Raw genomic sequence first — 25,326 nt, forward strand, 5'->3', positions numbered from 1 at the left:
GATGGACTGCTTTCATGTTGAATAAGTCGAAGGTCAAACATGCGCTGGGCCCGAGCCTCTTTGGCGGGTTGATATCACTGGCAGGCACAGCATTGGCTGCCGGGGATATTGAATTTAATACCGACGTTCTTGATCTGAATGATCGCACCAATATTGACTTGTCTCAGTTTGCACGCAGCGGGTTCATTCTGCCGGGCACTTACTCAATGGTCGTGCAGATCAATACCCAGTCTATAAGTGAGCAGTCGGTTGCATTTTATCCCCCCGATAATGATCCCAAAGGCAGCCAGGCCTGTTTATCGCCCAGTCTTGTAGAGCAGTTGGGCTTGAAAGAGTCGGGCGGGGCCAAACTTGCGTGGTGGAAAGGCGGGGAGTGCCTGGACATTGAAAGTTTGCCTGGCATGGAAGTCAGTGGCGACCTGGCAACGTCCACACTGAACATTAACTTGCCCCAGGCGTACCTTGAGTACAGTGCGATCAATTGGGACCCGCCTTCGCGTTGGGATGAGGGCGTGCCGGGGGTGTTGGTTGACTACAACATGACCGCGCAATCCAGCCACCAGCGAAGTGAAGGCAACCGCACCAACCTCAGTGGTAACGGCACACTCGGCGCCAATGCCGGTGCGTGGCGGCTGCGCGCGGATTGGCAAGGGCGTGTCGAGCAAAACAGTGAGGGCGCAGCCCGGCACCAGAAGCTGGAGTGGAGCCGTTACTACGCTTACCGCGCCATCCCTGCGTTGAAGGCACGCCTGGTGGTGGGCGAGGACTACCTGTATTCGGACCTGTTCGACAGCTTCCGTTTTACCGGTGCGGCGCTCAAGTCGGATGAAAGCCAGCTGCCACCCAACTTGCGCGGTTATGCGCCGGAAGTGGTCGGCGTGGCCAAAACCAATGCCAAAGTCGTCATCAGCCAGCAGGGGCGTGTGCTGTATGAAAGCCTGGTGGCGGCTGGCCCCTTTCGCATTCGCGACCTCAATGACGCCGTAACCGGCAGGCTGGACGTGCGGGTCGAAGAGCAGGACGGCTCGGTGCACACCTCCCAGGTCGACACCGCCAGCGTTCCCTACCTGACGCGTCCAGGCCAAGTGCGTTACAAGCTGGCGACGGGGCGGCCGTCCAATCTTCAGTACGGTGCCGACGGCGACGCTTTCGCAACGGGCGAGTTTTCCTGGGGCGTCAGCAATGGCTGGTCGCTGTTTGGCGGCGGTATCGGCGATAACAACTACCGCGCGCTTTCCGTGGGTGTGGGCCGCGACTTGCTGGCCTTCGGCGCCGTGTCGCTGGACGTTTCACGCTCCCACGCCGAGGTGTGGGACGAGACGCTCACGGGCAAATCCTATCGCCTTCAATACTCCAAGAACTTTGAGGAATACGACAGCCAAGTGACCTTCGCCGGTTACCGCTTTTCCGAGAAAAACTTCTTGAGCATGAGCGAGTACCTGGACGCTCGCCATTACGGGTTGAACGGCGAGCTCGGTGGGCGCGGCAAGTACGATGAAAACGGCGTGTACCGCGAGGGCTGGCGGCCCATCGGCGGCAGCAAGGCCCTGTATACGGTGACGGTAAACAAGCAGTTTCGTGACCTGGGCGCCACCGTCTACGCCAGCTACAGCAAGCAAACCTATTGGGAGCGGCCGGACACCCAGCGCTGGAACCTGTCGGTGGCGCGCTACTTCAACGTGGGCACCATCAAGAACATGAGCCTGTCGTTGAACATGTACCGCAGCCAGGAATTCAACCATAAGGACAATGGTCTGGCGCTGACGGTCAGCCTGCCCTTCGGGCGCTCCGGCACACTGTCGATGGACGCCAACAGAGCCGGGGGCCAGAACCGTTACACAACGCGTTACGCCGACCGTATCGATGAGCGCAACAGCTACCAGTTGTCCGCCAGCGACAACGGTGCCAGTGGTTACCTGAGCCATGTCGGTGACCAGGCTGACATCAACCTCAGCGCCAGCCAGCAAGAAGGCAGTTACACCAGCCTCAGCATGTCGGCGCGCGGCGGTGGCACGCTCACGTCTTACGGCGGGGCGCTGCATCGCACCAACAGCATCGGCGGCACGCGGTTGATGGTCGATACCGCGGGTGTGCCCGATGTGCCGGTACGCGGTTACGGCTCACCGACCCGCAGCAATGCCTTCGGCAAGGCAGTCATTTCCGATATCAGCAGCTATCAGCGCACGGCAGCCAGTGTTGACCTGGAGCATTTGCCGAGCAATGTCGAAGCGACTCAATCGGTCACGCAACTGACGCTCACCGAAGGCGCGATTGGCTACCGCTCGCTGGAAGTGATTTCCGGTGAGAAAGCCATGGCGGTTCTGCGCCTGCCCGACGGCAGCTCACCGCCCTTCGGCGCCACGGTGAGGAACACCAAACAGCAGGACACCGGAATTGTGAATGACGGCGGCAACGTCTACCTGAGCGGTATCCAGGCCGGCGAACAGATGGTCGTCAGTTGGGGCGGCAGCGAGCGCTGTGTCCTCACGCTGCCCGGCACATTGCCCGCTGACGGTTTGACCGATGCCCTGCAACTGCGCTGCCAGATGGTGGCCGCCAACCCCTCCTTGCCCGAGCCAGCGGCGCTGACCGGCAAGCCAATCGACATGGAGAACACATCCTCATGATGCTCACTATACGCACCACACTGCCCGCTGCCGCGCTGCTGGCGCTGGGCTTGAGCCAAAGCGCAAATGCCGCCGTCGGCCTGGACCGTACCCGCGTGATTTTCGAGGGCGGCAAAGACGCCACCAGCGTGAACATCACCAACAACAATACCCAACTGCCGTACCTGGCCCAGGGCTGGATCGAGGACGAGGCGGGTAACAAAATCACCTCGCCGCTGACCGTGCTGCCGCCGGTTCAACGCCTGGAGCCCGGCAAACAAAGCCAGGTGAAAGTCCAGGCGCTGCCGGCAGCCAAGCTATTGCCGCAGGATCGGGAGACGGTCTACTACTTCAACTTGCGGGAAATTCCGCCGCGCACCGATAAAGCCAACACCCTGCAAATTGCGCTGCAAACCCGGATCAAATTGTTCTACCGCCCACAGGCCATTACGCCAAGCCAGCAAGACCTCTCCAACCCCTGGCAGGAAAAGCTGACCCTCACCCGCGAAGGCGATGTTTACCAGGTGCATAACCCGACGCCGTACTACGTGACGCTGGTGGATGCGCGCGCAAGCAAGGAGGGCAAGACCGTGCCCGGCTTCGAGCCCGTGATGATCGCGCCCAAAGGCTCGCAAACCCTGGGGCCGACGGCCAAGGCACTCGGCACCACGCCCTATCTGGCCTACGTGAATGACTACGGCGGGCGCCCGCTGATGGCCTTCACCTGCAACGGCACCACGTGCCAGGTCAGCGCGCAAGTCTCACCGCCGATTCAGTAAGGCCTGCCGCCGGAGAACAACATGAAGTCGCACACACTGAAGCTCCTGGCCGGCCTGCTGGCCTTGGCGGGGAGCGCGCAGGCCCAGGCAGAAGAGGACATCGAAGGCATGAGCGGGATGCTCAACATTCGTGGGTCCATGCATGAAACCCCGTGCAGCGTGGAGATGACATCGCAGCATCAAACGGTTGACCTGGGCGCCGTCACGGCCGGCCAGTTGCAACGGCCGGGCGATCAGGCCATGCCGGTGACCTTTCAGCTGGGTTTCAGGGACTGCCAGCGCACCGCCGGCAGCATCCGTAATGAACGCACCGGGAACCTGACATGGAGCGCCTTTCAACCTGTGCTCTCGATATCGTTTTTAGCGCCGTCCGATGCCGAAGACACACGGCTGATCAAAGTACAGGGCATCACTGGCATGGGTTTGCGTATGACTGACGCCCTGGGGCGGGATGTGCAGCTGGGCTCCAAGGGCGAACCGTTGGTGTTGCCCTTGGGCGACAGCACCCAGACCTGGACGGTTCGGCCCACGCGTACTTCGGCGCCGTTGACCAGCGGGGCATTTCGGGCCGTGGTGGATTTCAGGCTCAATTATGAGTGAGGGCAGCATGAGTGCTAAGTCAACCGGCTCGCGGGCCATTCTTATCGCGGGCGGCCTGCTGTGGGCTGTCAGCCAGGGCGTGCAAGCCGAGACCAGTTTGACCATCCGCGCGGTCATCATCGCGCCGCCGCCGTGTGTGATCAACGGCGGCAGTACCCTGGATGTACCGTTTGGCAACGACCTGCTGACGTCACGGGTGGACGGCGTCAATTACCGTCGGGATGTGCCGTATACCGTCGCGTGCGACGCGCCGTTCAACAACGCAATGAAACTGGAACTCAGGGGCACGGGGGCAGCGTTTGATTCCAAGGTGCTGCTGACCCGCAAGCAGGACCTTGGGGTCAAGCTGTTCGTCAACGGCGCTGATTGGCCCCTGAATACGCCGGTGAATTTTACCTACCCAACCTTTCCAGCGGTGCAGGCGGTGCCAGTCAAGCGCGTGGGCAGCCGGCTGACGGGGGGCGCATTCGATGCCGCCGCCACCCTTGTGATCGATTATCAATGAAGAGGAGCGATCCATGACACGTTGGCAGCAGCGAGCGTTCCTCGCCTTGTGCTCCATCGGCCTGTGCAGCGGTGCGTCGGCCAACCTGACGTTCAGCGGAACATTGAACGAGCCACCGCCTTGCACGATTGATGCGGGCAACACGATTGAAGTGGATTTTGGCGATGTCGGGGTCAAGCGCGTTGACGGCGTGAGATACCGCAAGAGCGTCGGCTACATCATCAGCTGCGGCGCCGACACGCTCCCCTGGGAATTGAAGTTGAGTGTCAACGGCACACCCACGGGGTTTGACGGCGCAGCGGTGCAAACCAATGTGCCGGAGCTGGGCATTCGGATTTTCCAGAACAACGTGCCATTCCCGCTCAATACACCCATGGACATAAACCTGTCGTCACCGCCGATGTTGGAAGTCGTACCGGTCAAGCAGCTCGGCGCAGTCCTGGCCCCCGCACCGTTTGCGGCGGTGGCCACGCTGTTGGCTGAATACGAGTAGGAGTGAAGTCTATGCGACATGAACTGCTTCATAAGGCCTGGCCCTGGGCTGGCCTGGCATTACTGCTGACCTTCGGCCTGGTGCCCAAGGCACAGGCGGCGGACAACCTGCGCTTCAAGGGCAACCTGGTTGAAGAGGCGTGCACCGTCCGGCCTGGCGACGAGGCCATCGTCCTCGAACTCTGGGACGTGACCAGCAAGCACCTCTACATCAACACGCGCACCCAGGGGAAGGGCTTCAAGCTGCACCTGCAAGACTGCGACACCACGATTGGCAAGACGGTAACCATCACCCTGGGCGGCACTGAAAGCATCAAGTTGCCTGGGTTGTTCGCCCTCGACGGTGGCAGTGCCGCGACAGGTATCGCGGTGGGTATAGAGACCCTCAACAACAAGCCGTTGCCGGTGAATACCGTCAGTGACGAACAGGTGCTCAGTGATGGCAGCAATGTGATCGAGCTTAAAGCCTATGTGCAGGGCGAGCCGGATGCGATCCGGGATCAGACCATCGGGCCGGGTGCGTACACGGTGAGCTCCACGTTCACCCTCGACTACCCGTAGCGGTAAGCCGTCATTCATCGGCTGGCAACAGCCTTGGACATACTTCAACTCTCTCTTGGTGCTACGGATTGAATATTCGTCAGGCTGCGCCCGGGGAGGGGGGCAATGAGAGATCAATATGAAACAACTCTATGGCGCCATCGCGCTTCTCATCTTGATGGCTGTTACGGCGACTGCGCAGGCGGTTGATTGTCGAGTGAATGGCGGGCCTTGGCAGAACGGTAATCCCAACCTGTCTGTCCCCGTGACGGTCACGCTGAGTGCAGACCGCACGCGGGTGCTGTTGGAAGGGGCACGGTTGGAATGTCGATTTACCTACAGTGGAGGCCCCGCCTGGCATTCCGACTTCTGGGTCTCCGGAAGTGCAGCAGGCACGCCTTGGACGGCAGGCCCAAAATTTTCTGGCGAACGCACAGGGTTGCGCATCAACGGCGGCTTTTACAACACGCCAGTGCAGACGGGCATAGGGATCATCACCATTCCCAATAACGGGGTGTTTTATCCGATCGATGTCACCCCCTACATTCTGGTGCGCAACTACCCGGCTAACCCGATTGATGTTCGAATCGGCGACAACCTCGGCCTGTTGCGTCTCACCAGTTCAAACAACTACGACGCCACCCGCCCGCAACTGACGGTGACTTACTCCGCCGCCAACAACTTCACCGTGTCGCCGTCAACGTGCACGATCAATAACAACAACCCGATTGATATCAACTTCGGCAACGTCCACCAGCGCGGCATCGGCACCGATCCGCTGACCACCACCATTCGCACCGACCGCAGGCTCAACTATTCCTGCCCGGACGGTGGGGTTAACACGCCGATTACCATCACCTACAAAGGCACGCCGTCGTCGTTCGACACACGCCTGCTGGTGATGAGCAACCCGGACGTAGGCACCGCCCTGGTGCGTGCCGGCTCTGCGGTACAGGTCGGCGGTTCGTTCCTGACCCGCATTACCAACAGCGTGGGCGGCGATGATGTGACCTTCACCCTGGTGCGGCGCAATGGTTCGCTACCCGCGGCGGGGCCCATCAATGGCAGCGGTGTACTGGTGATGGGCGTGCCGTGACTCACGCCTCACTCTGCCTGCTGAGCCCATCCGGGTTCAGCAGCACGCAGTGCTATCCATCCCCTTAAAGAGTGCTTTACACGGCTGTTTTATAAGCTAGAGTGATTACTCAAGTGTAAGCGCAGTGGAAGTTATTGTGCCTTTTAATACATCTGCATCATGGCTTGGTGTGAGGTGTAAGTATGGGATTACAGAAATTTCTTCGGTTAAATAATTCCTGTTTATAAAAGTGTAGTCCTGCTCTTACGGTCAATTCCAAAGTTTTGGCAAAAGGCCACCTTTTTCTTTCAAAGATCACACTTTAAACCCACGCCGAGTAGGGACGTGGCTGGCATACCTGTTGGTTGAATTAACGGATTCTAGTGCAGCGTTGCAACACTGAGTTGGCGGGGTTAACGCGACTGATGTTAATGCGTTCAGACGCAGCGTTTGTCTCGATCTCGCCGTGCAGCGCCTCAACTAAACGTTAAAAACAGGTATTGACCATGTTCAAGAAACTCGCAGTTTGCCTCCCTCTGGCTGTCGCGGTATTAGGCGCTTCGGCTGCGATGGCCGCCAACGATGCCAGCACCCTCATTAACATCCGCGCCGATATTCCGACCAAGCAGTTCCACGCCCAGCCGCTGGACCCTAACTTCGGTCGTGACGAAGTCATGACCTACAACACGGTGAGCGGCGAGTTGAGCCAGCTGTCCACCGTCTTCACCCTGAAAAACACCGGTGGCTCCATCGATGCCTACCTGCAGGACGGTCCCGCAGCGCTCACCAACGGCTCCGACGCCATCCCACTGACCATCACCCTGGGCGATGTGACGCTCGATGGCACGCCTAAAGAAGTGGCGGCAGACGCCGAGTCCAACCCGGGCCTGCAAAAAACCATGGTGATCAAGGCGGCCAAGCCAACCGACACACAAACCGGCCGATACGCCACGGTGTCCACCGTGATCTTCGATAACGTGCCGCGCACCACGCCATGAGTACAAGTGGCCAATAAGGCCAGCCCTTATTGAACGCGTCAGCCGGCTGCTTTCTGCGGTCGGCTTTCAACCGGTTTGCAGTTTGCCAACAGAGTATTGAGTTCATGTTCCCTTTGAGGCCCCTCGTGGCAGCCATTGCGCTCGCCACCTGTTCGGTCGTTATGGCCGCGCCTGATAACAACTACACCCCGCGCAGTTTGTTGTCTCAGGCTAAAGGTTTGCCGAGCGATTTCGAAGAGCACTTTTTCGATGTGCCGCTGGCGGTACGGGTCGAGCGGGATCAACAGTTCGTGGGCGAAGCGATGATTGTGCTGAGCCGGGATGATCGGCTTACCCTGCTGGAGTTTACCGACCACAGCGACAGCCCGATCAGCGGCACCGAGCGTGACGTTTGGGAGAACTACCTCAAGCCCGGTGTACCGTTGGGGCAATGCACTCAGGGCTGCCCGGAACAATTGCCGGCGGTGCACTACAACCTGGAAAACTCCCTGGTCTCCATCCTCACCGAAAATGCCGAGCGTGATGCGGCCCCGCAGCAGTTTTACACCCAGCCCGACGGCGGCAGCACCGGGCTGATCATCAACCACCAATTGAACCTCAATGGCGGGCAGAACCAGGACCTGGGCGGGCGTTTCGGCATTGAAACCAGCAGCAGCCTGGGCAACTGGAGCCAGACCCTGAATATGCAACTGGCGCGCCTCGGCGGGCCGGATACCCAGCTTTACCACGCGCTTTATTCGGCCTACGCCCAGCGTGAGTTCGAGGGCCAGTTCTTGCGCCTGGGCTACTTCACCCCCAACGCCGAAGGCTTGAACCGCCAGCCCCGTTCATTCGGCGCGGCGCCGGATGTGGCCGTCGGGGTGATGGTCGGCAGTTCCGACAGCCTGGCGATCAACAACCCCAAGCCGAGCGTTTACCCGATCTACGTCACGTCCAACCGCCAGGGCTCGGTGGAGATCTACCGCAATGGCCTGTTGATCAACACCCAGCCCGTGCCGGCCGGTTTGCAGACGCTGGACACCCGGCCGTTGCCCGGCGGTATCTATGAAGTGGAAGTGCGCCTGATCGAAGACGGCCAGGTCACGTCCACCCGCCAGGAGCTGGTGTACAAGCCCAATAACTGGCGCAACCATGACGAGCGCTGGCGCTACAACCTGTTTGCCGGGCGTGAAAGCACCTTGCTCAACAACTGGGAACAGCGTGACAAGGGCGACATGACCGCCGGTGCCTCGGTCAACTACCTGGCGCACCCGCGCGTGGTCCTTGGCCTGTCGGGGCGCCAGGTGCAGGACCGCTTGCAGTTGGGCAGTTCCATCGACTGGAGCCTGGCCCAGAGCGCCAGTGTGTATGCCAACGTCTACCAGACCCGCGACTATGGCACCGGCATGGATGTGCAAGGGCTCTTCAGCTACGGCATGGGCAGCGTGATCGCCAGCCATAACCGCAGCTGGCTCGACACCCGCAACACCTACGAAACCTTGCCCGACGGCACACGCCTGCGCCAGCGCAACACGTTTGTCGGCCAGACCAGCACGTCGTCGTTGTCGGTCAACCACCGTTTGGGCAACCAGAATTCCGTCAACGCGCGCGTCTCCCACAGTAAGGGCAATGTCGAAGGTGTCGGCCTGGACCTGGGCTGGTCCCGGCACGACACCCTGTTCGGCAGCGATGCCAACTGGCGCCTGTCGGTGTTCGACCGGCCCGCCACGGGCACCCTCAGCGACAAGCGCAATCGCGGCGTCGACCTGACCCTCAACCTGGCCCTCGGCGGCCCTGGGGAAAGTTGGTCGGGCAGCATCGGTTCGCGCACCGCGCGCGAAGGCCAGCGCGATAACAACGCCTCGCTGACCTACCGCAAAGAACTCAAGGATCACGCCCTGCAAAACGTCTCGGTCACGGCCCTGACCGATGTCTACGGCGTGGGCCTGTCGAGCATGACCAGCTTCGCCACCGACACCCTGGCGGGTGATGCCTTTGCCCAGCGCTCGTCCTATAACGGCGATTTGACCGGCGGCCTCAACCTCAACAACACCCTCGCGGTGGGCGCGCAAAAGATGGTCCTGACCAGCCAGTACCACGGCAGCGGCTCGGGAATGATCATTGACGTGGAAACCGATATGGAGGGCATTGCCCTGCGTGCCGATGACATGACCGGTTCCAGCATGCCCCTGCGGCCCGGGCGTAACTTCGTGCCCATCACCGCCTACAAGAGCAGCTCGGTGGCCTTCGACTTCGAGGGCAATCACCCGCCGGCCGCCACTATCCAACCGGCGCGCACCGCTTACCACCTGAACAAGGGCGGGGTCGGCTACCGCAAGATCAGCGTGATGAAAACCGTGACCGTGCTCGGTCGCCTGGTCGACCCGCAGGGCCGCCCGCTCAAGGGCCACCACCTCATCAACCACGCCAGCCGTGGGGTCAGCGAAGTGGATGGGTTTTTCTCGATGGAAATGAACGCTGGCTCACCGACCCTGGAAGTGCGCCGTGGCACCGAGTTGCTGTGCCAGTTCCGTCTCGACCCGAGCAAGGCGCGCAGCGAAAACGATGTGCTGATGATCGGTGATCTGCGCTGCACCCAAGACACCCTGGCCGACGCGCTGGTGGTGCCGCCAGCGGCGGGTTGAAGGGGTTGAAAAGGGCAGGTGGCCCGTGCCCCTGCGACAGTTATTCGATGAGGTTCACCGCAATGAAACGAGTATTGGCAGTCATGGGTTTTTGCCTGTTGGCCCACGGGGTTCAGGCAGGTCCCAGCATTAACGTCGGGGTGGTGTATGACTACTTGGATGGCGACAAAAGCACCTATCTCAAACGCATTTTCAATGGCGGCACCAGCACCGCTTTTGTGAAGGTCGAGATTCTTGAAATCGTCTACGACGCGCAAGGCGCGGCCAGGGAAATACCCCTCCAGTCCCAGCCCGACAGCAGCGCCCGTGACGGCTTGATCGCCAGCCCCGCCCGGCTGATCGTGCCGGCCAACGGCATGCAGGGCACGCGCCTGGTCTACCTGGGCGAGCGCGGCCGCGAGCGTTACTTCCGGGTGCGCTACATCCCGGTGATGCCCGAAAAGGAGGACGCATTCGCGGTGTCCGAGGAAGAGCGCGAGGCCTACCAAAACACCTTGCAAGCCGGGGTCAGCGTGCTGGCCGGTTACGGCACGGTGTTTTTTGTGCGGCCCAAGGACACCCGCTTCGACACCCGTATTGAAAACGGCGGTGCCCACTACACCCTGCGCAATAGCGGCAACAGTGTGATCGAGGTGGATGAGTTCAAAAACTGCGTGGCCGGCAAGCCGAATGACTGCCACCCCACCACCAAGAACCACGTGTTGCCGGGGCGCGTTTTCTCGTTCGACAAGCAAGCCGGTCGCGAATACCGCTTCAAGCTCGTAGAAGGTGCGGCCCGCAAAGACTATGTGGTGAAAGGGTGAACCGCTCGATGCCGCAGTGGCGGTTGTCGGCGGTGCCGCTGTTGTGCGTGTTGGCGCTGCTGAGTTTTCCCGCCATCGCCGCCCGTGAAGAAGCGGTGTTCCACGTCTCGGTCAAGGTGCCCACCAGCGACTTTTTTGTGCTGGCGCTCAACCCTGGCTTTCTCGAGCGCGAGCAGGTCATGCACTACAACCTGGTGACCGGAAGCCTTAGCCCGTTGCGTGAACCCTTTGATGTGAAGAACGTGCTGGGCGGTATCAATGCGCGCCTGGGGTTTGCGCCGGTGCTGTCCAACGGCACTGACGTGATTGCCCTGCAAGTGACCTTCAATGGCCACCGCCTGGATGTGGTCGACACCCTCGTGGTGCCGGAGGACGAAGCCAAGGTGGGCAAGCGCGTGCCTCTGGTGATTGCCGCCGAGCCGCCGCCCGTGGACGGCTACCTGCCGGGCCAGTACTACGGCAGCGTGCAGATTATTTTTGATGCGCTCAGGCCTTGATGCCGCCGACTCGATGGATGAGTAATAAAAATGAACCTCAAGACATTCAAGCAAAAGGCCGTGGCCGCCGGTTTGGCGAGTGCGTTGTGGACTGTACCTGCAAGCGCAGAAACTCAGCAGATCACCGCCAGTTTCAGGCCTGACCCCACGAATGTGACGGCCAACAAGTTCAAGAACACCACACCGCAAAGCTCGATTTGCGCAGGGCATATCCCGGCCCAATGCAAGGCGTTGGGTATTTTCAGCCTGCGCTTTATCAACTTCGTAGCCAGTTCCCAGGCGCCCATCGTGGCCAACCATGCGGACCCACGAGCCGGGGCCTATTTCAAGGTGCCTTCATCGTTCAGGGACGTGGAGGTGCGCAATACCACAACCGGAGAACTGGAAACCGTGCAGGTGCGAATTGCCGGGCTCGGGGCGCTCTGGTCGTTGCCAAGGCCGCCTGGTGTTTCTGCATGGACACAGCCGGGGGCCAATTGGGACAACCAGTGGCGGCGCGCGCCAAGCCCCTGCGTCAGCACCGGGCATCTGGCAGCATCCGCCTCTTATGCCTCATTTTTCTGGGTCGTACCCAAAGATGCCGGGGCGTGTAACCGTGTACCGTCGTCTGACATTGCGTGGCTCAACTATTACACCCTGGAGTACGCCTACGAACTCGTCACCCCCAACCCCTTGGGCATGGCGTCCGGGCAATACGTGGGCAGCATGACGTACACCGTCGGTGGCGCGGGGGCGGACTTTGACTTTGGCGATAATATGATCCCCACCGGGGATAGCTCGCTCATCCTGGATTTCACCCTGGACGTCGACCATATCCTCAAGGTCGACGTGCCGCCCGGTGGCACCCTTATCGAACTGGTGCCCCAGGGCGGCTGGCAAGCGTGGCTGAACCAGGGCCGCAAACCGACGCGGTTATTCAAGGACCAGACCGTCAACCTCTACGCCTCCTCACGCTTCAAGATGAGCCTCGATTGCCAGTATGCCGAGGCCGACAATACCTGCCGGATTCTCGATAGCGTATCCGGTGAGTCGGTGCCGGTGAACGTCAGTGTCAGCCTGCCCCACGGCATTACCGACCCGGCCGGGCGCCCGGTCAACCGCCGGCCGTTGCGCCGCGATGGCGTGGGCACCGAGCTGTTCCAGCCGACCTTTTATGTGGACCGCAAGCCCAGCACCCTGCATTTCGAGATCGAGCGGGACGAAGTGGAAAAGATGCTCAAGGTGGGTGAGTCGCGGGCTTATTCAGGCAACATCACGGTGATCTGGGATTCGGAAGTTTAGTGCCGATACACCTCGGCCCCACGCGTGCAAGCGGTTCAGGCAACCGCGCCAGCACACCCGGGCTGCCCTTGAGTGGCAGTGCGAGGCAGCTGCGCACTTTTGTCGCCAAGGCGTCAAAGGTGCTGTGGGACGCGCTGAACGCCTGCTCGATATCCGCCTGTTGCTGGTCGCGCAGGGCGTGCAGGCAGGCACTGAATACGGGCCCGGTGATCGGCGTATAGCGCAGGTATTGCCCGTCGCGTAACGTCTCACTGGCCTGGGCGCGATGGCGTTGAGCAACGTTGGCGAGCAGCAGGGTTTTGTCGTCGCCGCTCACCAGACGGCGGCGCAAGACATTCTCCATGGCGGAGAAGTGCTCGAATATCTCAACCCCGAATTGCGGCGTATAAAGCACTGCCGGCCGCGCCCCATGCAGGTGCTCGGTCAGTATGAAGCAGCCGTTGAGCGGCGTGGACCCGTCAGGCGACGCTGTTGAATACAGGCTAATGCCGACGGTTTGCGGTGGCGTGGCGTTGTTCGAGGTTTCATGGAGTATCCGATTCTCGATCAATTGTCGGCCCTCGGTCAGCGTCTTCAGGCGCGCGTTGACGCTGGCGACGGCTGTTAGCGCCTGAGCATCGCCAGGCTTTTTCTCCCGGGCCTGTTCAGCCAGGGCGAGCTGCTGCCGGGCATCCAGCAATTGCAGGTCCGCCTCAAGCGCAAACATCACCCGCTGCTGTTGGCTTACAGCCTCCAGCACGCTCAGGGCGCCGGTGCTGGCGTGGGGCGCTGACCAGAATGCCGCGAGCGCCTGCAAGTACAGGCTCAGGCTGTCATGTCCCTGTGTCGACGTGCTGTCGTAAACGTACTCGTTGAGAAAAACCGTATCAGGGTTCAGCGCACTGAATGCCTGGCGTAACTGAGCGTCCATCACCGTCGCCAAGTCCGGTTGTGCATCCAGCAGATGCTCAATGGCGGTGATACAGGTCAGTAACGGGCGGAGCATTTCCTCGGCAGTGGGCAGTGGGGGTAAAGGCATGGTTTGGGTTCCCTGTGGCGATAGAGGTAACCGTGCAGTGCGGGCACCACACGCGAATGCCCACACTAATCACCTCCAGCAAAGCCACAGGAATACATAACCACTACAGGTCGGTGGATTAGACGCCGGCGATCACCATGGCCTGGCGAGTCAGGCGTCGGCCCAGTTCCTTCTCATCCTCAAAGCCTTGGAGAAACAGGCTCCCGTACAGCTCGTCGCTCATGGGTTCGCCGGTCAAGAATTGCGCAGGGGCCACCTCCAGCGCGTCGGCCAGCTCGATCACGCGCTGGCGCAGTTGCGCGCCGGTGGCCTGGTTTTTTTGCTCTGCCGGCAATTGCTCATGGCCGGCCAAGGCGTTTTGCGCCAGGCGCAAGGCGTCGATGGTTTCGCTGGCCTGTTGCTGCTGGCGTGTGACTTCTGCGTACTCGTCATCATGATAGTTGCGCAAATAGTCGCTCCAGAAGTACTGCTCAAGCATTTGGTCCACCAGCCCTTCATCCTGTTCTTCCTCGATCACTTTGTTGTAGGCACTGACCAGTTGCCCTGCATCGACTTGAGCGGTGGTGCGGTAGAGCATGTGATCGGCCAGCCAGGGCAGCTCCAGGCGTGCCTTCAGGCCAGTCTGGTAGGCGCCGTACACCTCGACTTCATCCAGGGTGCCCGGTTCGCCATTGACCACATCGGTGGTCAGCCGCAAGGGTGGGCCTGCACTGCCGTCATCATTGAGCGTGGGCGTTGCCAGGCGCCTCTGGATATCCCGATTGGCGATATGGTTGACCTTGTCCAGCCGCGCCTTTTGTTTGGCCAGCAGCACCAGTGCATTGGTCCGCGCTTGCACAGTGGGCTTGACCCAGGCCTCCAGTTTCAGCACCTCAAAGCCCATGGCGTTGAACAGTTGGGCGCCGGCATCGGCGCATTGGGCCGGTGCGGCGGCGAGGTTGAACAGTGCGGTACGGGTTTGTTCATCACTGTCGGCAGCGCGCAACAGGCGCAATACGTTTTGGCGCAAGTGGGTAAGGTTCTGTTGATAACGCACCAGGTCCGCCGGGTCCTGGACGACCTCGGGGGCCGGTGCTTGCTGGCTTTTTATCACCTCGAAAAAGCCCTGGGAGCCGTGCGCCTGCTCCAGTTCATCCCAGACTTCCTGCCAGCCTTGACGTAGCACAGGCGCCAGGTGGCCGAGCCAGAACTGGCTGTCCTCAGCGCCTCGCGGGGGGTAGGTGCGGTAAGGGTCCAGGCCGGCGGCGCGGCGGTAGCCGACGACGCGGTCCTCAGCGTCGCGCTCCAGCTTGTGGCGGTCCAGGCGAGTGCGGGCGATCAGTTCCGCCGACGCGGACCCCGGCTCGACGATGGGCACCTGGCTGATAGGCGTGTTCAGCAAGTTGAGGTGGAAAGCCTGATTGCGGGGCAGCTCGAAGAGTCCTTCGGGCCATTGGCTGATGCGCGTGTTATTGAGCATCAGTACCTGCAGTGCGGGCATACGACCGATGTTGGGTGGCAGGCTCAGGTGTGGGTTGTGCGAGAGGATCAGCACCCGCAAACGCTGCAGGTTTTGCAGCTGCTCCAACTGCTGGGAGGTCCAGTGAATGGGGTTTTCCGCCAGCCCCAGGTGCCTGAGCCGAGGCATGCCCGCTATGGCGTCCGGCAGTTTCCTGAGGCGCCTGCCGGTGATATCCAGGCTGCGCAGGTTGGGAAAGTTGTGCAGGAACGGGCTGTCGGCGTCGGTAAATTCGGTATCGGTCAAATTGATGCTGGTGACGTGGCTCAACTTGGTGTTGAGCTGGGGGAAGTTCTGTAAAAAGCCGTGGATGATTTCTCCGCGCAGGTCCAGCTCGCTGCCCAGTTGCCGGGTGCCGGTGTCGGTTTCGTACCCCTTGGCCGATTGCTCCCAACTTTCCCTGATGTGCTTGGTCATGCGTTTTCTGAATAACTGTTCCGGCAGCGATGGCCGTAGGTGCCGGCTGCCGGCGGCGGGGAGTTGCTGCCAGCTCTTGAGTTCTTTGAGCAGGATTTTCTTTTGGGTTTCGAGTTCGAGTAACAGGCTTTGCCCATCGGCCGTGTTCAGGGAATGGGCGTAGGCCGTCACGTCTTCTTCGGTCAGTGTCGGATACAGCTCTTTGAGCCGTTCCTCGATGCTGGTACGGCCTATGCGCTGGCGCAGGGCGCTGAACATGGGTTTTTGCAGCAAGCGCAACGTCTCTCGGCGTGGCTCGGCGAAGATCTGTGGTTCGGCCAGCAGGGTACGGCGTTCGCTCGGTGGTTGTAGGGTTTGCTTGAGCCACTGGCGCAACGCCTCGCCTTGGCCGGGCGTGAAGCCCAGCGTGTCGGCGGGCACGGCGTGCAGCACGGCCTCATATAAATCCCAGGTGGCCTCAGGGTCTGCCCCGTGCAGCGCATACCGCCCGGGCGCAGTGCGTATCAGCAGGGTTTCGGTGGCCGCATCATCCGGGCCGACACGGCAGCGCAATTGCCCGCCAGGCAGTTGCTCATGGATGCTCAGGCGTTGATTGCCGAAGGCGTCACTGTGGATTCTCAGGGCATTGAGCAGCAGGCGTTCGGTGTCGGGTGTCGGCGCATCACCCTGGTAAAAGCCTTCATAGGCGTGGGTGGCTCGCGCTTCGAATTGCAGCTCCCGGGCCTGATGCCTCAGGCGCACCGACAGGCGCTGTTGTTCGTCCATGAGCCGCACCTCGGCGGGGCGCGCCTGGGCCAGTATCGTTTGGGCCAGGTGGTCGGGCAGGTCAGGGAATTGGCGTTGCAGCAGTAAACCATGGGCGCTTTTTGACTGGCGTTTGAAGCTATACAGATGCTCGAAAATGTCGTCCTTGCGCGATGCCACATAGCGGCTCAGGTGTTCTCGCAGTGCCTGTGCCCGCGTGTTGGGGTCGACGGGCAATGGCTCGCCGAGCAAGCCTGTGAGTTCGCTTTCGTCGAGGAAGTCCACCACGCGCTCGGCCAGCCGGCCTGCCAGCAGGTCTTCACGGCTGATGGACAGGGTCGCATCCGCCGCTGCGCCATGCACGATCGGTTCGCCGCTCAGGTCAGGCGCCTCGAACACGGCGATGGCTTTGCCGCTGGGCCAGCCGTCCATGCGCGTGACCATATCCGCCGACCAGTAGGCGGCTTCACCGTTACCGGCGGGCGACTCGCTGAGGGTCTCGATGTGTTGGCGCAGTTCGAAGCGATCCAGGGTGTCGGCCAGCAGCGGTGGCGGTGCCTGGTTTTCGACGTACATTCGCCTCAGCTCGCCGGGTTCGGTGCCGCTGATGTCGCGCACCTGTTGCAGGCGTGCTTCGGGCCAGGTGGCGGTGGTCGGGCTCACGCGCCGCAACAGTTGCGACGCGTCCCAGGCCCTGGGTTCCTCACCTTCGAGCACCGCCGCGCCGCGACGGTTAAGCACCACCTCGGGGCGATAGGCGTCGGGCCGTTGTGGATGGATGACCCGGTGCTGGCCGCTGTTGGCGTCCTGGCTGACGGCGTAGTGCTTGTTGCAAAGGCGCAGGATTGTTTTGCCGTCGTGCCGATGAAAGCCCTGGGCGTCGGGTTTTGCGCCTGGGGGCAAGGTCACGGCGGTTTGCTCATAAGGGCTCAAGTCCGCATGCCATAACCGCTGTTTGCCATCGGCCAGGGTCACCGGCTTCAGCCCTTCGACAAACGCCGACAACTGGACGTGCGCCAGTTGCCCGGCGGCGCCGAAGGCGATCAGTTGCAGCACGTTTTCGGTCACCCCGACCACATGTTCAATCGCCTCCAGCCCCAAGCCTTCGGCCCAGTCCAACAAGCCTTCACACACTTCGTCGGCGAGTTGGTAAGCGGTATAGGCCAGCATCAGCTCGCCCAAAAATGGCACGAAAGGGGTCACGACCAGCAACGCAGCATTGAGAATGTCCGCGAAGATCTTCTCCAGGTTGTCCCACCAGGCCCAGCGCGCCATGCGGTCGGCGTAGGCCGTGGGCACCGCCAGTTCACGCGCATCGTTGAGGATTTTATTGAGTTTGCGCGGGTACACATGTTCCCACAGCGCCGTGCGGATACGCGTCGCGCGAAACTGCAGCTGGGGGCTGTTCAGCGCCGTTTCGCGCCAGCTCGGCAGTGGGTCGCCGGGCACATGCGCGTGCCACTTCACCGCGCTCAGGCGCGCGCCCATCTGGCTGAAGAAATGCCCCTGGTATTGATGCTCGACAAATCGGCTGAAGAATTTCTGGTAGTCCGGCTGGCGCAGTTGTCGGGTCAGCGTCTGCATGAACGCCACTGTCGAGGCGTAGCGCTTGAGCGGGTGCTGCGGGTCATCCGGCACATAGGCGATGACGGGTAGCGCCTGGCGGTGTTGCTCCAGGTCGGCGGCGATCAACACGACGCCGGTCAAGGTCGCGTCCAACAGGCTCAGGTCATGGCAGTGCGCGGCCTTGCCGTCGAGTGTCAGCCCCTGGCGGCCTTCGATCAGGTGGGTGATCAGTTGATGGTCCTGTGGCTGGATATCGCCTTTCATCAGCGCCATCTGCGCCGCGACTTTGAGGGCCGCCAGCTGGTTGGCGGTCACACGGGCACGCAGCACGCCGTCCACCACCGGCTCGGTGCGGCCCAGGTAAAGTTCAAGGTGCGTTTGATACTGGGCACCGATGTCGAGGCTGCGCACCAGGTTTTTGATATGCTGGATCGACAGTGTGTTGTTGAGCCTCAGCACATCGAAACGGCCCGAAGCATCGGGCCGCGTGATGAATTGCGAGTCGGCGGTGAACACCTCGCTGTCGGCGAAGTTGTGCAACGCCGCGTCCAGCAGCGACACCGTGCGGCTTTGCACGCCGCCGCTGAGGTTCTTGAACCACCACGCTTGCTTGGCCGGCGCATACAGCCGCAAGCAGGTGCGCTGCACATCCACGTCGAGGTTGTAGTGCCGTTTCAGCGCGGCTTTTAACAAGGGCTCGGCAAACCCTTTGACGTCGGTGACCGGGGTCAGTTTCTGGTCGACCAGCGTTTGGGTTTTCCAGTGTTCGGCTATCGCGGTTTTCAACAGCTGGTGCTGCTGGGGCGAGGCACTTTTGTACCAGGCCGGCAGGCTTTTCTGGCTGGTTTTCAAGGCGTTGATGCGTGCGGTTGGGACTGTTTTTATCCAGTCGGGCAAGGCGTCCCGGATCAGTTCGTAGTGCGGGCTTTGAGCTTTGAGGGACGCGGTAGCAAGTGTCGTCATGACGGTGTTTTCTGTGGCAGGAAGGGCCCTCAGACTAGGCCGGCGCAGGGGCCTGCCAGGCGGTAATTGTCTATCGACAGTAGCTGCCGAGCGGCCTGCTGGTCAGCCCGGCGATTTGTTCACTGCCGACTAGCCATCGGCGCGCACAGCGTCTGCTCACCCGGCTTCAAGTACGGCATAAGGATCGGCGCCATGCCTTTGAGCACCTGCACGGGCAGCGCCGAGGTGAAGCGGAAACCCTGCGCCGAGCTGCCGGGCACAAACGCTGTGAGTGTGCCGAAGTGCCGGTCGCCGATGTAAAACACAAAGGTGGCGGTGCGGTTGATCGACTTGGAACTGAGCACCCGCCCACCGGCGCCGATGGCTTCAATGCGGTTGTCGCCGGTGCCGGTCTTGCCGCCCATGGCCAGTGGGGTGCCGTCGTCCAGCTTGAAGCTGCCGGCGACGCGCTTGGCGGTGCCGGCATCCACCACCTGCGACAACGCCCCACGCAGCGCCCGCGCGACTTCTATCGGCATCACGCGTTTGCCTTCGGCCGGGTCGTTGATGACCTGGGTTTCATACGGCGTGCCGGCCGCAAAGTGCAAGCTGTCGATGCGTACCACTTTTGCGCGCAGGCCATCGTTGAGGATGATCCCCATCAGTTCCGCCAACGCCGCCGGGCGGTCGCCGGAACTGCCGATGGCCGTGGCCAGGGACGGCACCAGGTGATCGAACGGATAGCCCACCGCCTGCCAGCGCTGGTGAATTTCGAGGAAGGCTTCCACTTCAAGCATGGTGCGGATACGGCTGTCGCGGGCGCTCTGATGGCGGCTCTTGAACAGCCAGCTGTAGACCTCCTGGCGCTCGAACTGGCTGGCTTTGACCACCTCGCTGAAGGACGCTTCGGGATGGTTGAGCAAGTAACCCAGCAGCCACAGGTCCAGCGGGTGAACCTTGGCGATGTAGCCCTGGTCGGGCAGGTCGTAGGTGCCGGGGCGGTAATCGTTGTAGAGCTTTTGCAGGCGTTCGTCGGTGAGTTTTTCGCCGGTTTTGACGCCGGTCAGGTGCGCGCGCACAAACAGGTTGAAGCTGGCCTGGCTGGCCTCGGGCAACAAGTAGCGGTGCACGGCGGCCAGGCGAATCGGCGTGGGGCGCAGGCCGTCGAGGAACGTGTCGAGGCGCGCCTGGGTGTCTTTCTTCTGGTACTTCTTCCAGAACTTGCGCAGGAAGGTGGTGCCTTCGCGGTCAGCGAAACCGGCGAGGTATTCCTGGCGGCGCGGGTCGCTGTCGTCCTTGAGCAGCGCGGCGCTGTTGTTGGCGCCGGAGTAGGTGGTGAAGCGCACCAGGTCGCGCATCAGGCGAATGAACGGCAGGTTTATCGACTCGCGCAATGCGTCGCGCAGGGTCGGGCTGCGGCCGTTGTCTTCGTTGCGAAAGTTATGGAAATGATGCAAACCGCCACCGGTGAAAAAGCCTTCATTGGGGCTGGCCGAGTAAGTGCGGTTGAGCGCGGCGTCGAGCATTGTCGCGAGGTCATGGTCGGGGTTTTGCGTCAGGTAATCCACGGCCCAACGCGAGAGCGGATCCTGTTCGGGCACCTCGACTTTTTTCAGCGCGGCGGGGGCGAGTGCGGCGTATTTGTCGTGCAGCTCGGTGATGATTTGCAGGTAAGTGGTCAGCACCCGCAGCTTGGCGGTGGAGCCCAGTTCGAGCTTGCTGCCTTCGTTGATGTCGAAGGGCTGGTCGGTGTTGTCGGTTTGCACGCGCACCCGTGAGCCGTCCGGGGTCAGCTCGAACAAGGTGAAGCTGTAGCGCACTTGCGCGGTGTTGGCCGGGGTCAGCAGGCGTTCGCCGAGCAGCCCGACCTGGCGCGCGAAGTCGGGGTCGGCGAGGTGCTTGAGGTAATCGCTGACCTGGCCCTGCAACGGTGCTTGCAGGGTGGTGGTGGCCGACAGGTCGAGACGGTCCAGGTCGTACAGCGGCCGGTCGAGCAGGGCGGCCAGGCGCGCGCGGGCCATGCTGATGCCTTTGTTGGTTTCCACCGGCTGCACGGTGGGTTGTTGCACCCAATCGCGGTAACTGACGCTGGCCGCCAGCGCCGCCTGCAACAGCGCAGGGGTAATGACGCCGTTCTGCGCCAGCAGGCGCAGATGGCTGTCGGTCAGCTCGGCCAGTTCATCGCGGCCTTTGGCCAGGTAGTGAGAAGGGCGGCGCTGGGCAATGATCAACGACAGCACTTCCCGCAGGGCCAGGCCTTGTTCGGCGCTGACCGGGCCGACCAGCGCCTGGTTGACCCTGTTGAAATCGGCGCCGTACCACACCCGCAAACCTTCGGCCAAACCATGCACTTCGCCGTGGCCGGGCACCGCCGACAGCGGCACGCTGTTGAGGTAGTCACGCAGGATATTCTGCCGCGCCGGCAAGGTTTGCGGGCCGTCGCGATAGGCACGCACGGCGGCGGAGAACATCTGCCGCAGTTTTTCCTCGCCCGACACCGTCAGGCCATCCGGGGAGTGGCGGTATTTTTCCAACTGCGTCGCCAAGGTGCTGCCACCGGCACTCTGGCCGGGCAGGTGCAGCACTTTGGCGACTTGCGACCATGCGGCCTTGGCAAAGCGCGGGCAATCCACGGCGGGGTTGGCCTGGGGCTGGCTGGGGTCAAGCAGGTCGCGGTTTTCGATGAACAGCAGGCTGCTGACCACCACCGGTGGAATCGCCGCGAAACTCGCATACAGCTGTTGTGGGTAGTTGTACTGGTACAACGGTTCGGCGCGGCAGTCGGTAATGGTCAGCCCGGCCTGGATTTTTTCCGCATAGGGCACAAACAGGCCTTTGGCGCTGTAGTCCATCAACGCGGGCGAAAAGCGCGCCTGGGCCTCAATGACATAGCCGCGCTTGAGCAGGCGCGGCAGGAAAGTGCCGAGGTCGCTGTAACCCAGGCGGCGGTCGAAGGGGCCGGCGCCCGGATAGCGCATGGCCTGGCTGGGGCCGGGCTCGACCTGCCAGGTGAGGTCGTGGGCCAGGCGGCTGAGTTGCTGGGCCTGCAGGCGCGAGGTGCGCATCTCTTTAAAGGCAGCAAACCCCAGGGCCACCAACGCCATCAGCACGATCAACCAGAACAGGCGCCGCACATAGCGGGGCCTGGGTTTGTTTTTGGGTTGAGGCGCTGGGTCCGAACTGCCTTGTAATTTCGCAGCCTTGCTCGATTCGGTTTGCCACAGTGCGCCCATAGTCGATTGATCCTTAACGCAGATTGATCGGACTTGTATGGAGCTTAGTCGCTGGGGGCTGAGTGTGAGGGAAATGTGTGTGATCGTTCCCACGCTCCGCGTGGTAACGCACCCTATGACGCTCCGCGTCACGATTTTAGGAGCCGGACGCAGAGCGTCCGTAGCGGCATTCCCACGCAGAGCGTGGGAACGATCAAGATCAAATGTGTTCAGGCAGGCGTTTTTACCGGGTTCAGGCACTCGATAGAGCGGTCCACGGTGGTCTTGGCCATCTCCAGCAAATGCCACACCGCCAGAATTTTCGCCCGCTCGGGGCCAGGCAGCAGCTCACTGCAATTGAGCGTTGTGGCCGAAGCGCTGTCGAGCAAGCTTGCGGTGTAGAGCAGGGCGTCTTCGAAGCTCAGGTCTTGGATGTGAACGCCTTGGGTGGGCAGGTAATGGTCGATGGCGCGGTTGAAGGCGGCACGGGCTTTGGCTGAAGTGTGGGGTGGGTCGGGGACGACTTTTTTCATGGGTTAATTCCTTGTGTGAATTAGGAACCAACACCTGTCGCGACTAAACGATGGGTGGCGGCTGTACGCAGGTTAGTCGACCGGCCACAAGGAAACCGGCGCACCCGAAGGTGCCCTGCGCACAGCCACCATAAACTTCATGTGGCCATGCGCCTTGTGTCAATCCGAGCGACTAAACCCGATCACTGATGAGCAGTGACGGATCGCAGACTAGCCATCGATTCCAACAGGCACAAGGCGGCAGGGATTGTCTAGGAAACGTCCTGCAATTTAAAGAGACGCGCCTTGCTGGCCTTTTAAAAACCATGACCAGATGCCACTAACCCCACCCATTGATCGTTCCCACGCTCCGCGTGGGAACGCACCCTGTGACGCTCCGCGTCACGCCTTCAAGAGCCGGACGCAGAGCGTCCGTAACGGCATTCCCACGCAGAGCGTGGGAACGATCGCGGAGATCGACGGTGTTGATCGTTCCCACGCTCCGCGTGGGAACGCACCCTGTGACGCTCCGCGTCACGCCTTCAAGAGCCGGACGCAGAGCGTCCATAGCGGCATTCCCACGCAGAGCGTGGGAACGATCGCGGAGATCGACGGTGATGATCGTTCCCTCGCTCCGCGTGGGAATGCCCCCTGTGACGCTCCGCGTCACGACTTCAAGAGCCGGACGCAGAGCGTCCGTAGCGGCATTCCCACGCAGAGCGTGGGAACGATCGCGCAGATCGACGGTGTTGATCGTTCCCACGCTCCGCGTGGGAATGCCCCCTGTGACGCTCCGCGTCACGCCTTCAAGAGCCGGACGCAGAGCGTCCGTAGCGGCATTCCCACGCAGAGCGTGGGAACGATAATGCACCTAGTGCGTGGGAACGATCGCGCAGTGGCTGTGCGACGTTTTGCCGCTCAATGCAGGTTAGATGCTCCTGTAAAATTGCAATTTCACCGGCACTTCCCCTAAATTGCCCCGTTTTTATAGTGAAAGAACCTGCTCCCGGCTTTTTATACTGCACGCCCGTTGATCTTGCCTGGCAAGAAGGGCCCGTCCATGAGGCGGCCCCGGTTTCGGCAAGGGCGCAGGCTTATCGGTTTGCACCCTGGAGACTCGACGGACACTCCAATAACAAAATGAGGTTGTACCCTTATGCCAGTCGGCAACCCACTGCCCCATGGCGAGACCGCTCAAGGCGGCCCGCTCAAACGCGAACTTGGTGAACGGCATATTCGCCTGATGGCCCTTGGCGCCTGTATCGGTGTCGGCCTGTTCCTCGGCTCGGCCAAGGCGATTGAAATGGCCGGCCCGGCCATCATGCTGTCCTACATCATTGGCGGCCTGGCGATCCTGGTGATCATGCGCGCCCTCGGCGAAATGGCGGTGCACAACCCCGTCGCCGGCTCGTTCAGCCGTTACGCCCAGGATTACCTCGGCCCGTTGGCGGGCTTTCTCACCGGCTGGAATTACTGGTTCCTGTGGCTGGTGACCTGCGTGGCGGAAATCACCGCCGTCGCCGTGTACATGGGCGTGTGGTTCCCCGATGTGCCGCGCTGGATCTGGGCCCTGGCGGCCCTGGTCAGCATGGGCACCATCAACCTGATTGCGGTCAAGGCCTTCGGTGAGTTCGAGTTCTGGTTCGCGCTGATCAAGATCGTCACCATCATTGCGATGGTCATCGGCGGTGTCGGCATCATCGCGTTCGGCTTCGGCAATGACGGCGTCGCGCTGGGGATTTCCAACCTGTGGGCCCACGGCGGCTTTATGCCCAATGGCGTGCAGGGCGTGTTGATGTCGCTGCAAATGGTGATGTTCGCCTACTTGGGCGTGGAGATGATCGGCCTCACCGCCGGTGAAGCGAAGAACCCGCAGAAGACCATCCCGAGTGCCATCGGCTCGGTGTTCTGGCGCATCCTGCTGTTCTACGTGGGCGCGTTGTTTGTGATTCTGTCGATCTACCCGTGGAACGAAATCGGCACCCAGGGCAGCCCGTTCGTGATGACCTTCGAGCGCTTGGGCATCAAGACCGCCGCCGGCATTATCAACTTCGTGGTGATCACCGCCGCACTGTCCTCCTGCAACGGCGGTATCTTCAGCACCGGGCGCATGCTCTACAGCCTGGCGCAAAATGGCCAGGCGCCGGCCACCTTCGGCACCACCTCGAGCAACGGCGTACCGCGCAAGGCGCTGCTGTTGTCGATTTTCGTGCTGTTGCTGGGCGTGCTGCTCAACTACATGGTTCCGGAAAAGGTCTTTGTGTGGGTGACTTCAATCGCCACCTTCGGCGCGATCTGGACCTGGCTGATGATCCTGCTGGCTCAGCTGAAATTCCGCAAAAGCCTGAGCCCGGCCGAAGTGGCCGGCCTCAAGTACCGCATGTGGCTGTACCCGGTCAGTTCCTACCTGGCGCTGGCGTTCCTGGTATTGGTGGTGGGCCTGATGGCGTACTTCCCGGAAACCCGTATCGCGCTGTACGTAGGCCCGGTGTTCCTGTTGCTGCTGACGGTGCTGTTTTACGAGTTAAAGTTGCAGCCGACCAAAGCCGGCCGGGGCGCAGCCTCTAGCCAGCAGTAAACCCTTTACCCGTGGCGAGGGAGCTTGCTCCCTCGCCAC

Annotated in this window: 17 protein-coding genes; 13 read left to right on the forward strand and 4 right to left on the reverse strand. The window is 61.5% G+C overall.

Features of this window, described 5'->3' with window-relative positions:
- Positions 1–14 precede the first annotated feature (14 nt).
- From PspR76_RS06430 to PspR76_RS06485, 12 genes are all read left to right on the forward strand, one after another.
- Complete coding sequence (locus PspR76_RS06430; protein ID WP_159954446.1) at positions 15–2,627, forward strand: outer membrane usher protein; 2,613 nt, start codon at positions 15–17, stop codon at positions 2,625–2,627.
- The gene (locus PspR76_RS06435) at positions 2,624–3,385 is read left to right on the forward strand and encodes a fimbria/pilus periplasmic chaperone (protein WP_159954447.1); all 762 of its coding nucleotides are present in this window, start codon (positions 2,624–2,626) and stop codon (positions 3,383–3,385) included. Before PspR76_RS06430 ends, PspR76_RS06435 begins: the two co-directional genes overlap by 4 nt.
- A gap of 21 nt (positions 3,386–3,406) precedes the next feature.
- Positions 3,407–3,985, forward strand: a complete 579-nt coding sequence (locus tag PspR76_RS06440) for a fimbrial protein (protein ID WP_159954448.1) — start codon at positions 3,407–3,409, stop codon at positions 3,983–3,985.
- Between the two features lie 7 nt (positions 3,986–3,992).
- On the forward strand, positions 3,993–4,490 hold the full coding sequence (locus PspR76_RS06445) for a fimbrial protein (protein ID WP_237235729.1): 498 nt from the start codon (positions 3,993–3,995) through the stop codon (positions 4,488–4,490).
- A gap of 13 nt (positions 4,491–4,503) precedes the next feature.
- Entirely contained in the window at positions 4,504–4,983 is a 480-nt protein-coding gene (locus PspR76_RS06450) for a fimbrial protein (protein WP_159954450.1), read from the forward strand.
- 11 nt (positions 4,984–4,994) lie between these two features.
- Complete coding sequence (locus PspR76_RS06455; RefSeq protein WP_159954451.1) at positions 4,995–5,543, forward strand: fimbrial protein; 549 nt, start codon at positions 4,995–4,997, stop codon at positions 5,541–5,543.
- 118 nt (positions 5,544–5,661) lie between these two features.
- Entirely contained in the window at positions 5,662–6,618 is a 957-nt protein-coding gene (locus PspR76_RS06460; RefSeq protein ID WP_159954452.1) for a fimbrial protein, read from the forward strand.
- A gap of 485 nt (positions 6,619–7,103) precedes the next feature.
- Positions 7,104–7,595: a CS1 type fimbrial major subunit gene (locus tag PspR76_RS06465; RefSeq protein WP_159954453.1), complete on the forward strand. Its 492-nt coding sequence runs from the start codon at positions 7,104–7,106 to the stop codon at positions 7,593–7,595.
- Between the two features lie 104 nt (positions 7,596–7,699).
- Positions 7,700–10,219, forward strand: coding sequence for a TcfC E-set like domain-containing protein (locus tag PspR76_RS06470; protein WP_159954454.1), 2,520 nt, complete (start codon positions 7,700–7,702; stop codon positions 10,217–10,219).
- 62 nt (positions 10,220–10,281) lie between these two features.
- Positions 10,282–11,022, forward strand: a complete 741-nt coding sequence (locus PspR76_RS06475; RefSeq protein WP_159954455.1) for a molecular chaperone — start codon at positions 10,282–10,284, stop codon at positions 11,020–11,022.
- Positions 11,019–11,519: a CS1 type fimbrial major subunit gene (locus tag PspR76_RS06480; RefSeq protein ID WP_237235730.1), complete on the forward strand. Its 501-nt coding sequence runs from the start codon at positions 11,019–11,021 to the stop codon at positions 11,517–11,519. The genes PspR76_RS06475 and PspR76_RS06480 overlap by 4 nt, the downstream gene beginning before the upstream one ends.
- A 30-nt stretch (positions 11,520–11,549) precedes the next feature.
- The gene (locus PspR76_RS06485; RefSeq protein WP_159954456.1) at positions 11,550–12,800 is read left to right on the forward strand and encodes a hypothetical protein; all 1,251 of its coding nucleotides are present in this window, start codon (positions 11,550–11,552) and stop codon (positions 12,798–12,800) included.
- Here PspR76_RS06485 and PspR76_RS06490 read toward each other — a convergent pair.
- The 4 genes from PspR76_RS06490 to PspR76_RS06505 form a co-directional block, all read right to left on the reverse strand.
- Positions 12,772–13,818, reverse strand: a complete 1,047-nt coding sequence (locus PspR76_RS06490; RefSeq protein ID WP_159954457.1) for a hypothetical protein — start codon at positions 13,816–13,818, stop codon at positions 12,772–12,774. The genes PspR76_RS06485 and PspR76_RS06490 overlap by 29 nt on opposite strands.
- Before the next feature lie 118 nt (positions 13,819–13,936).
- A complete protein-coding gene (locus PspR76_RS06495) occupies positions 13,937–19,006 on the reverse strand; it encodes a dermonecrotic toxin domain-containing protein (RefSeq protein ID WP_159954458.1) in 5,070 nt (1,689 codons plus the stop codon).
- A 119-nt stretch (positions 19,007–19,125) separates the two neighbouring features.
- A complete protein-coding gene (locus PspR76_RS06500) occupies positions 19,126–22,218 on the reverse strand; it encodes a transglycosylase domain-containing protein (RefSeq protein WP_159954459.1) in 3,093 nt (1,030 codons plus the stop codon).
- A gap of 209 nt (positions 22,219–22,427) precedes the next feature.
- A complete protein-coding gene (locus PspR76_RS06505; RefSeq protein WP_159954460.1) occupies positions 22,428–22,730 on the reverse strand; it encodes a DUF6124 family protein in 303 nt (100 codons plus the stop codon).
- Between the two features lie 1,135 nt (positions 22,731–23,865).
- Here PspR76_RS06505 and PspR76_RS06510 point away from each other — a divergent pair.
- On the forward strand, positions 23,866–25,287 hold the full coding sequence (locus PspR76_RS06510) for an amino acid permease (protein ID WP_159954461.1): 1,422 nt from the start codon (positions 23,866–23,868) through the stop codon (positions 25,285–25,287).
- Positions 25,288–25,326 lie beyond the last annotated feature (39 nt).

The organism is Pseudomonas sp. R76, from assembly GCF_009834565.1.
In the GTDB taxonomy this organism is placed as follows: domain Bacteria; phylum Pseudomonadota; class Gammaproteobacteria; order Pseudomonadales; family Pseudomonadaceae; genus Aquipseudomonas.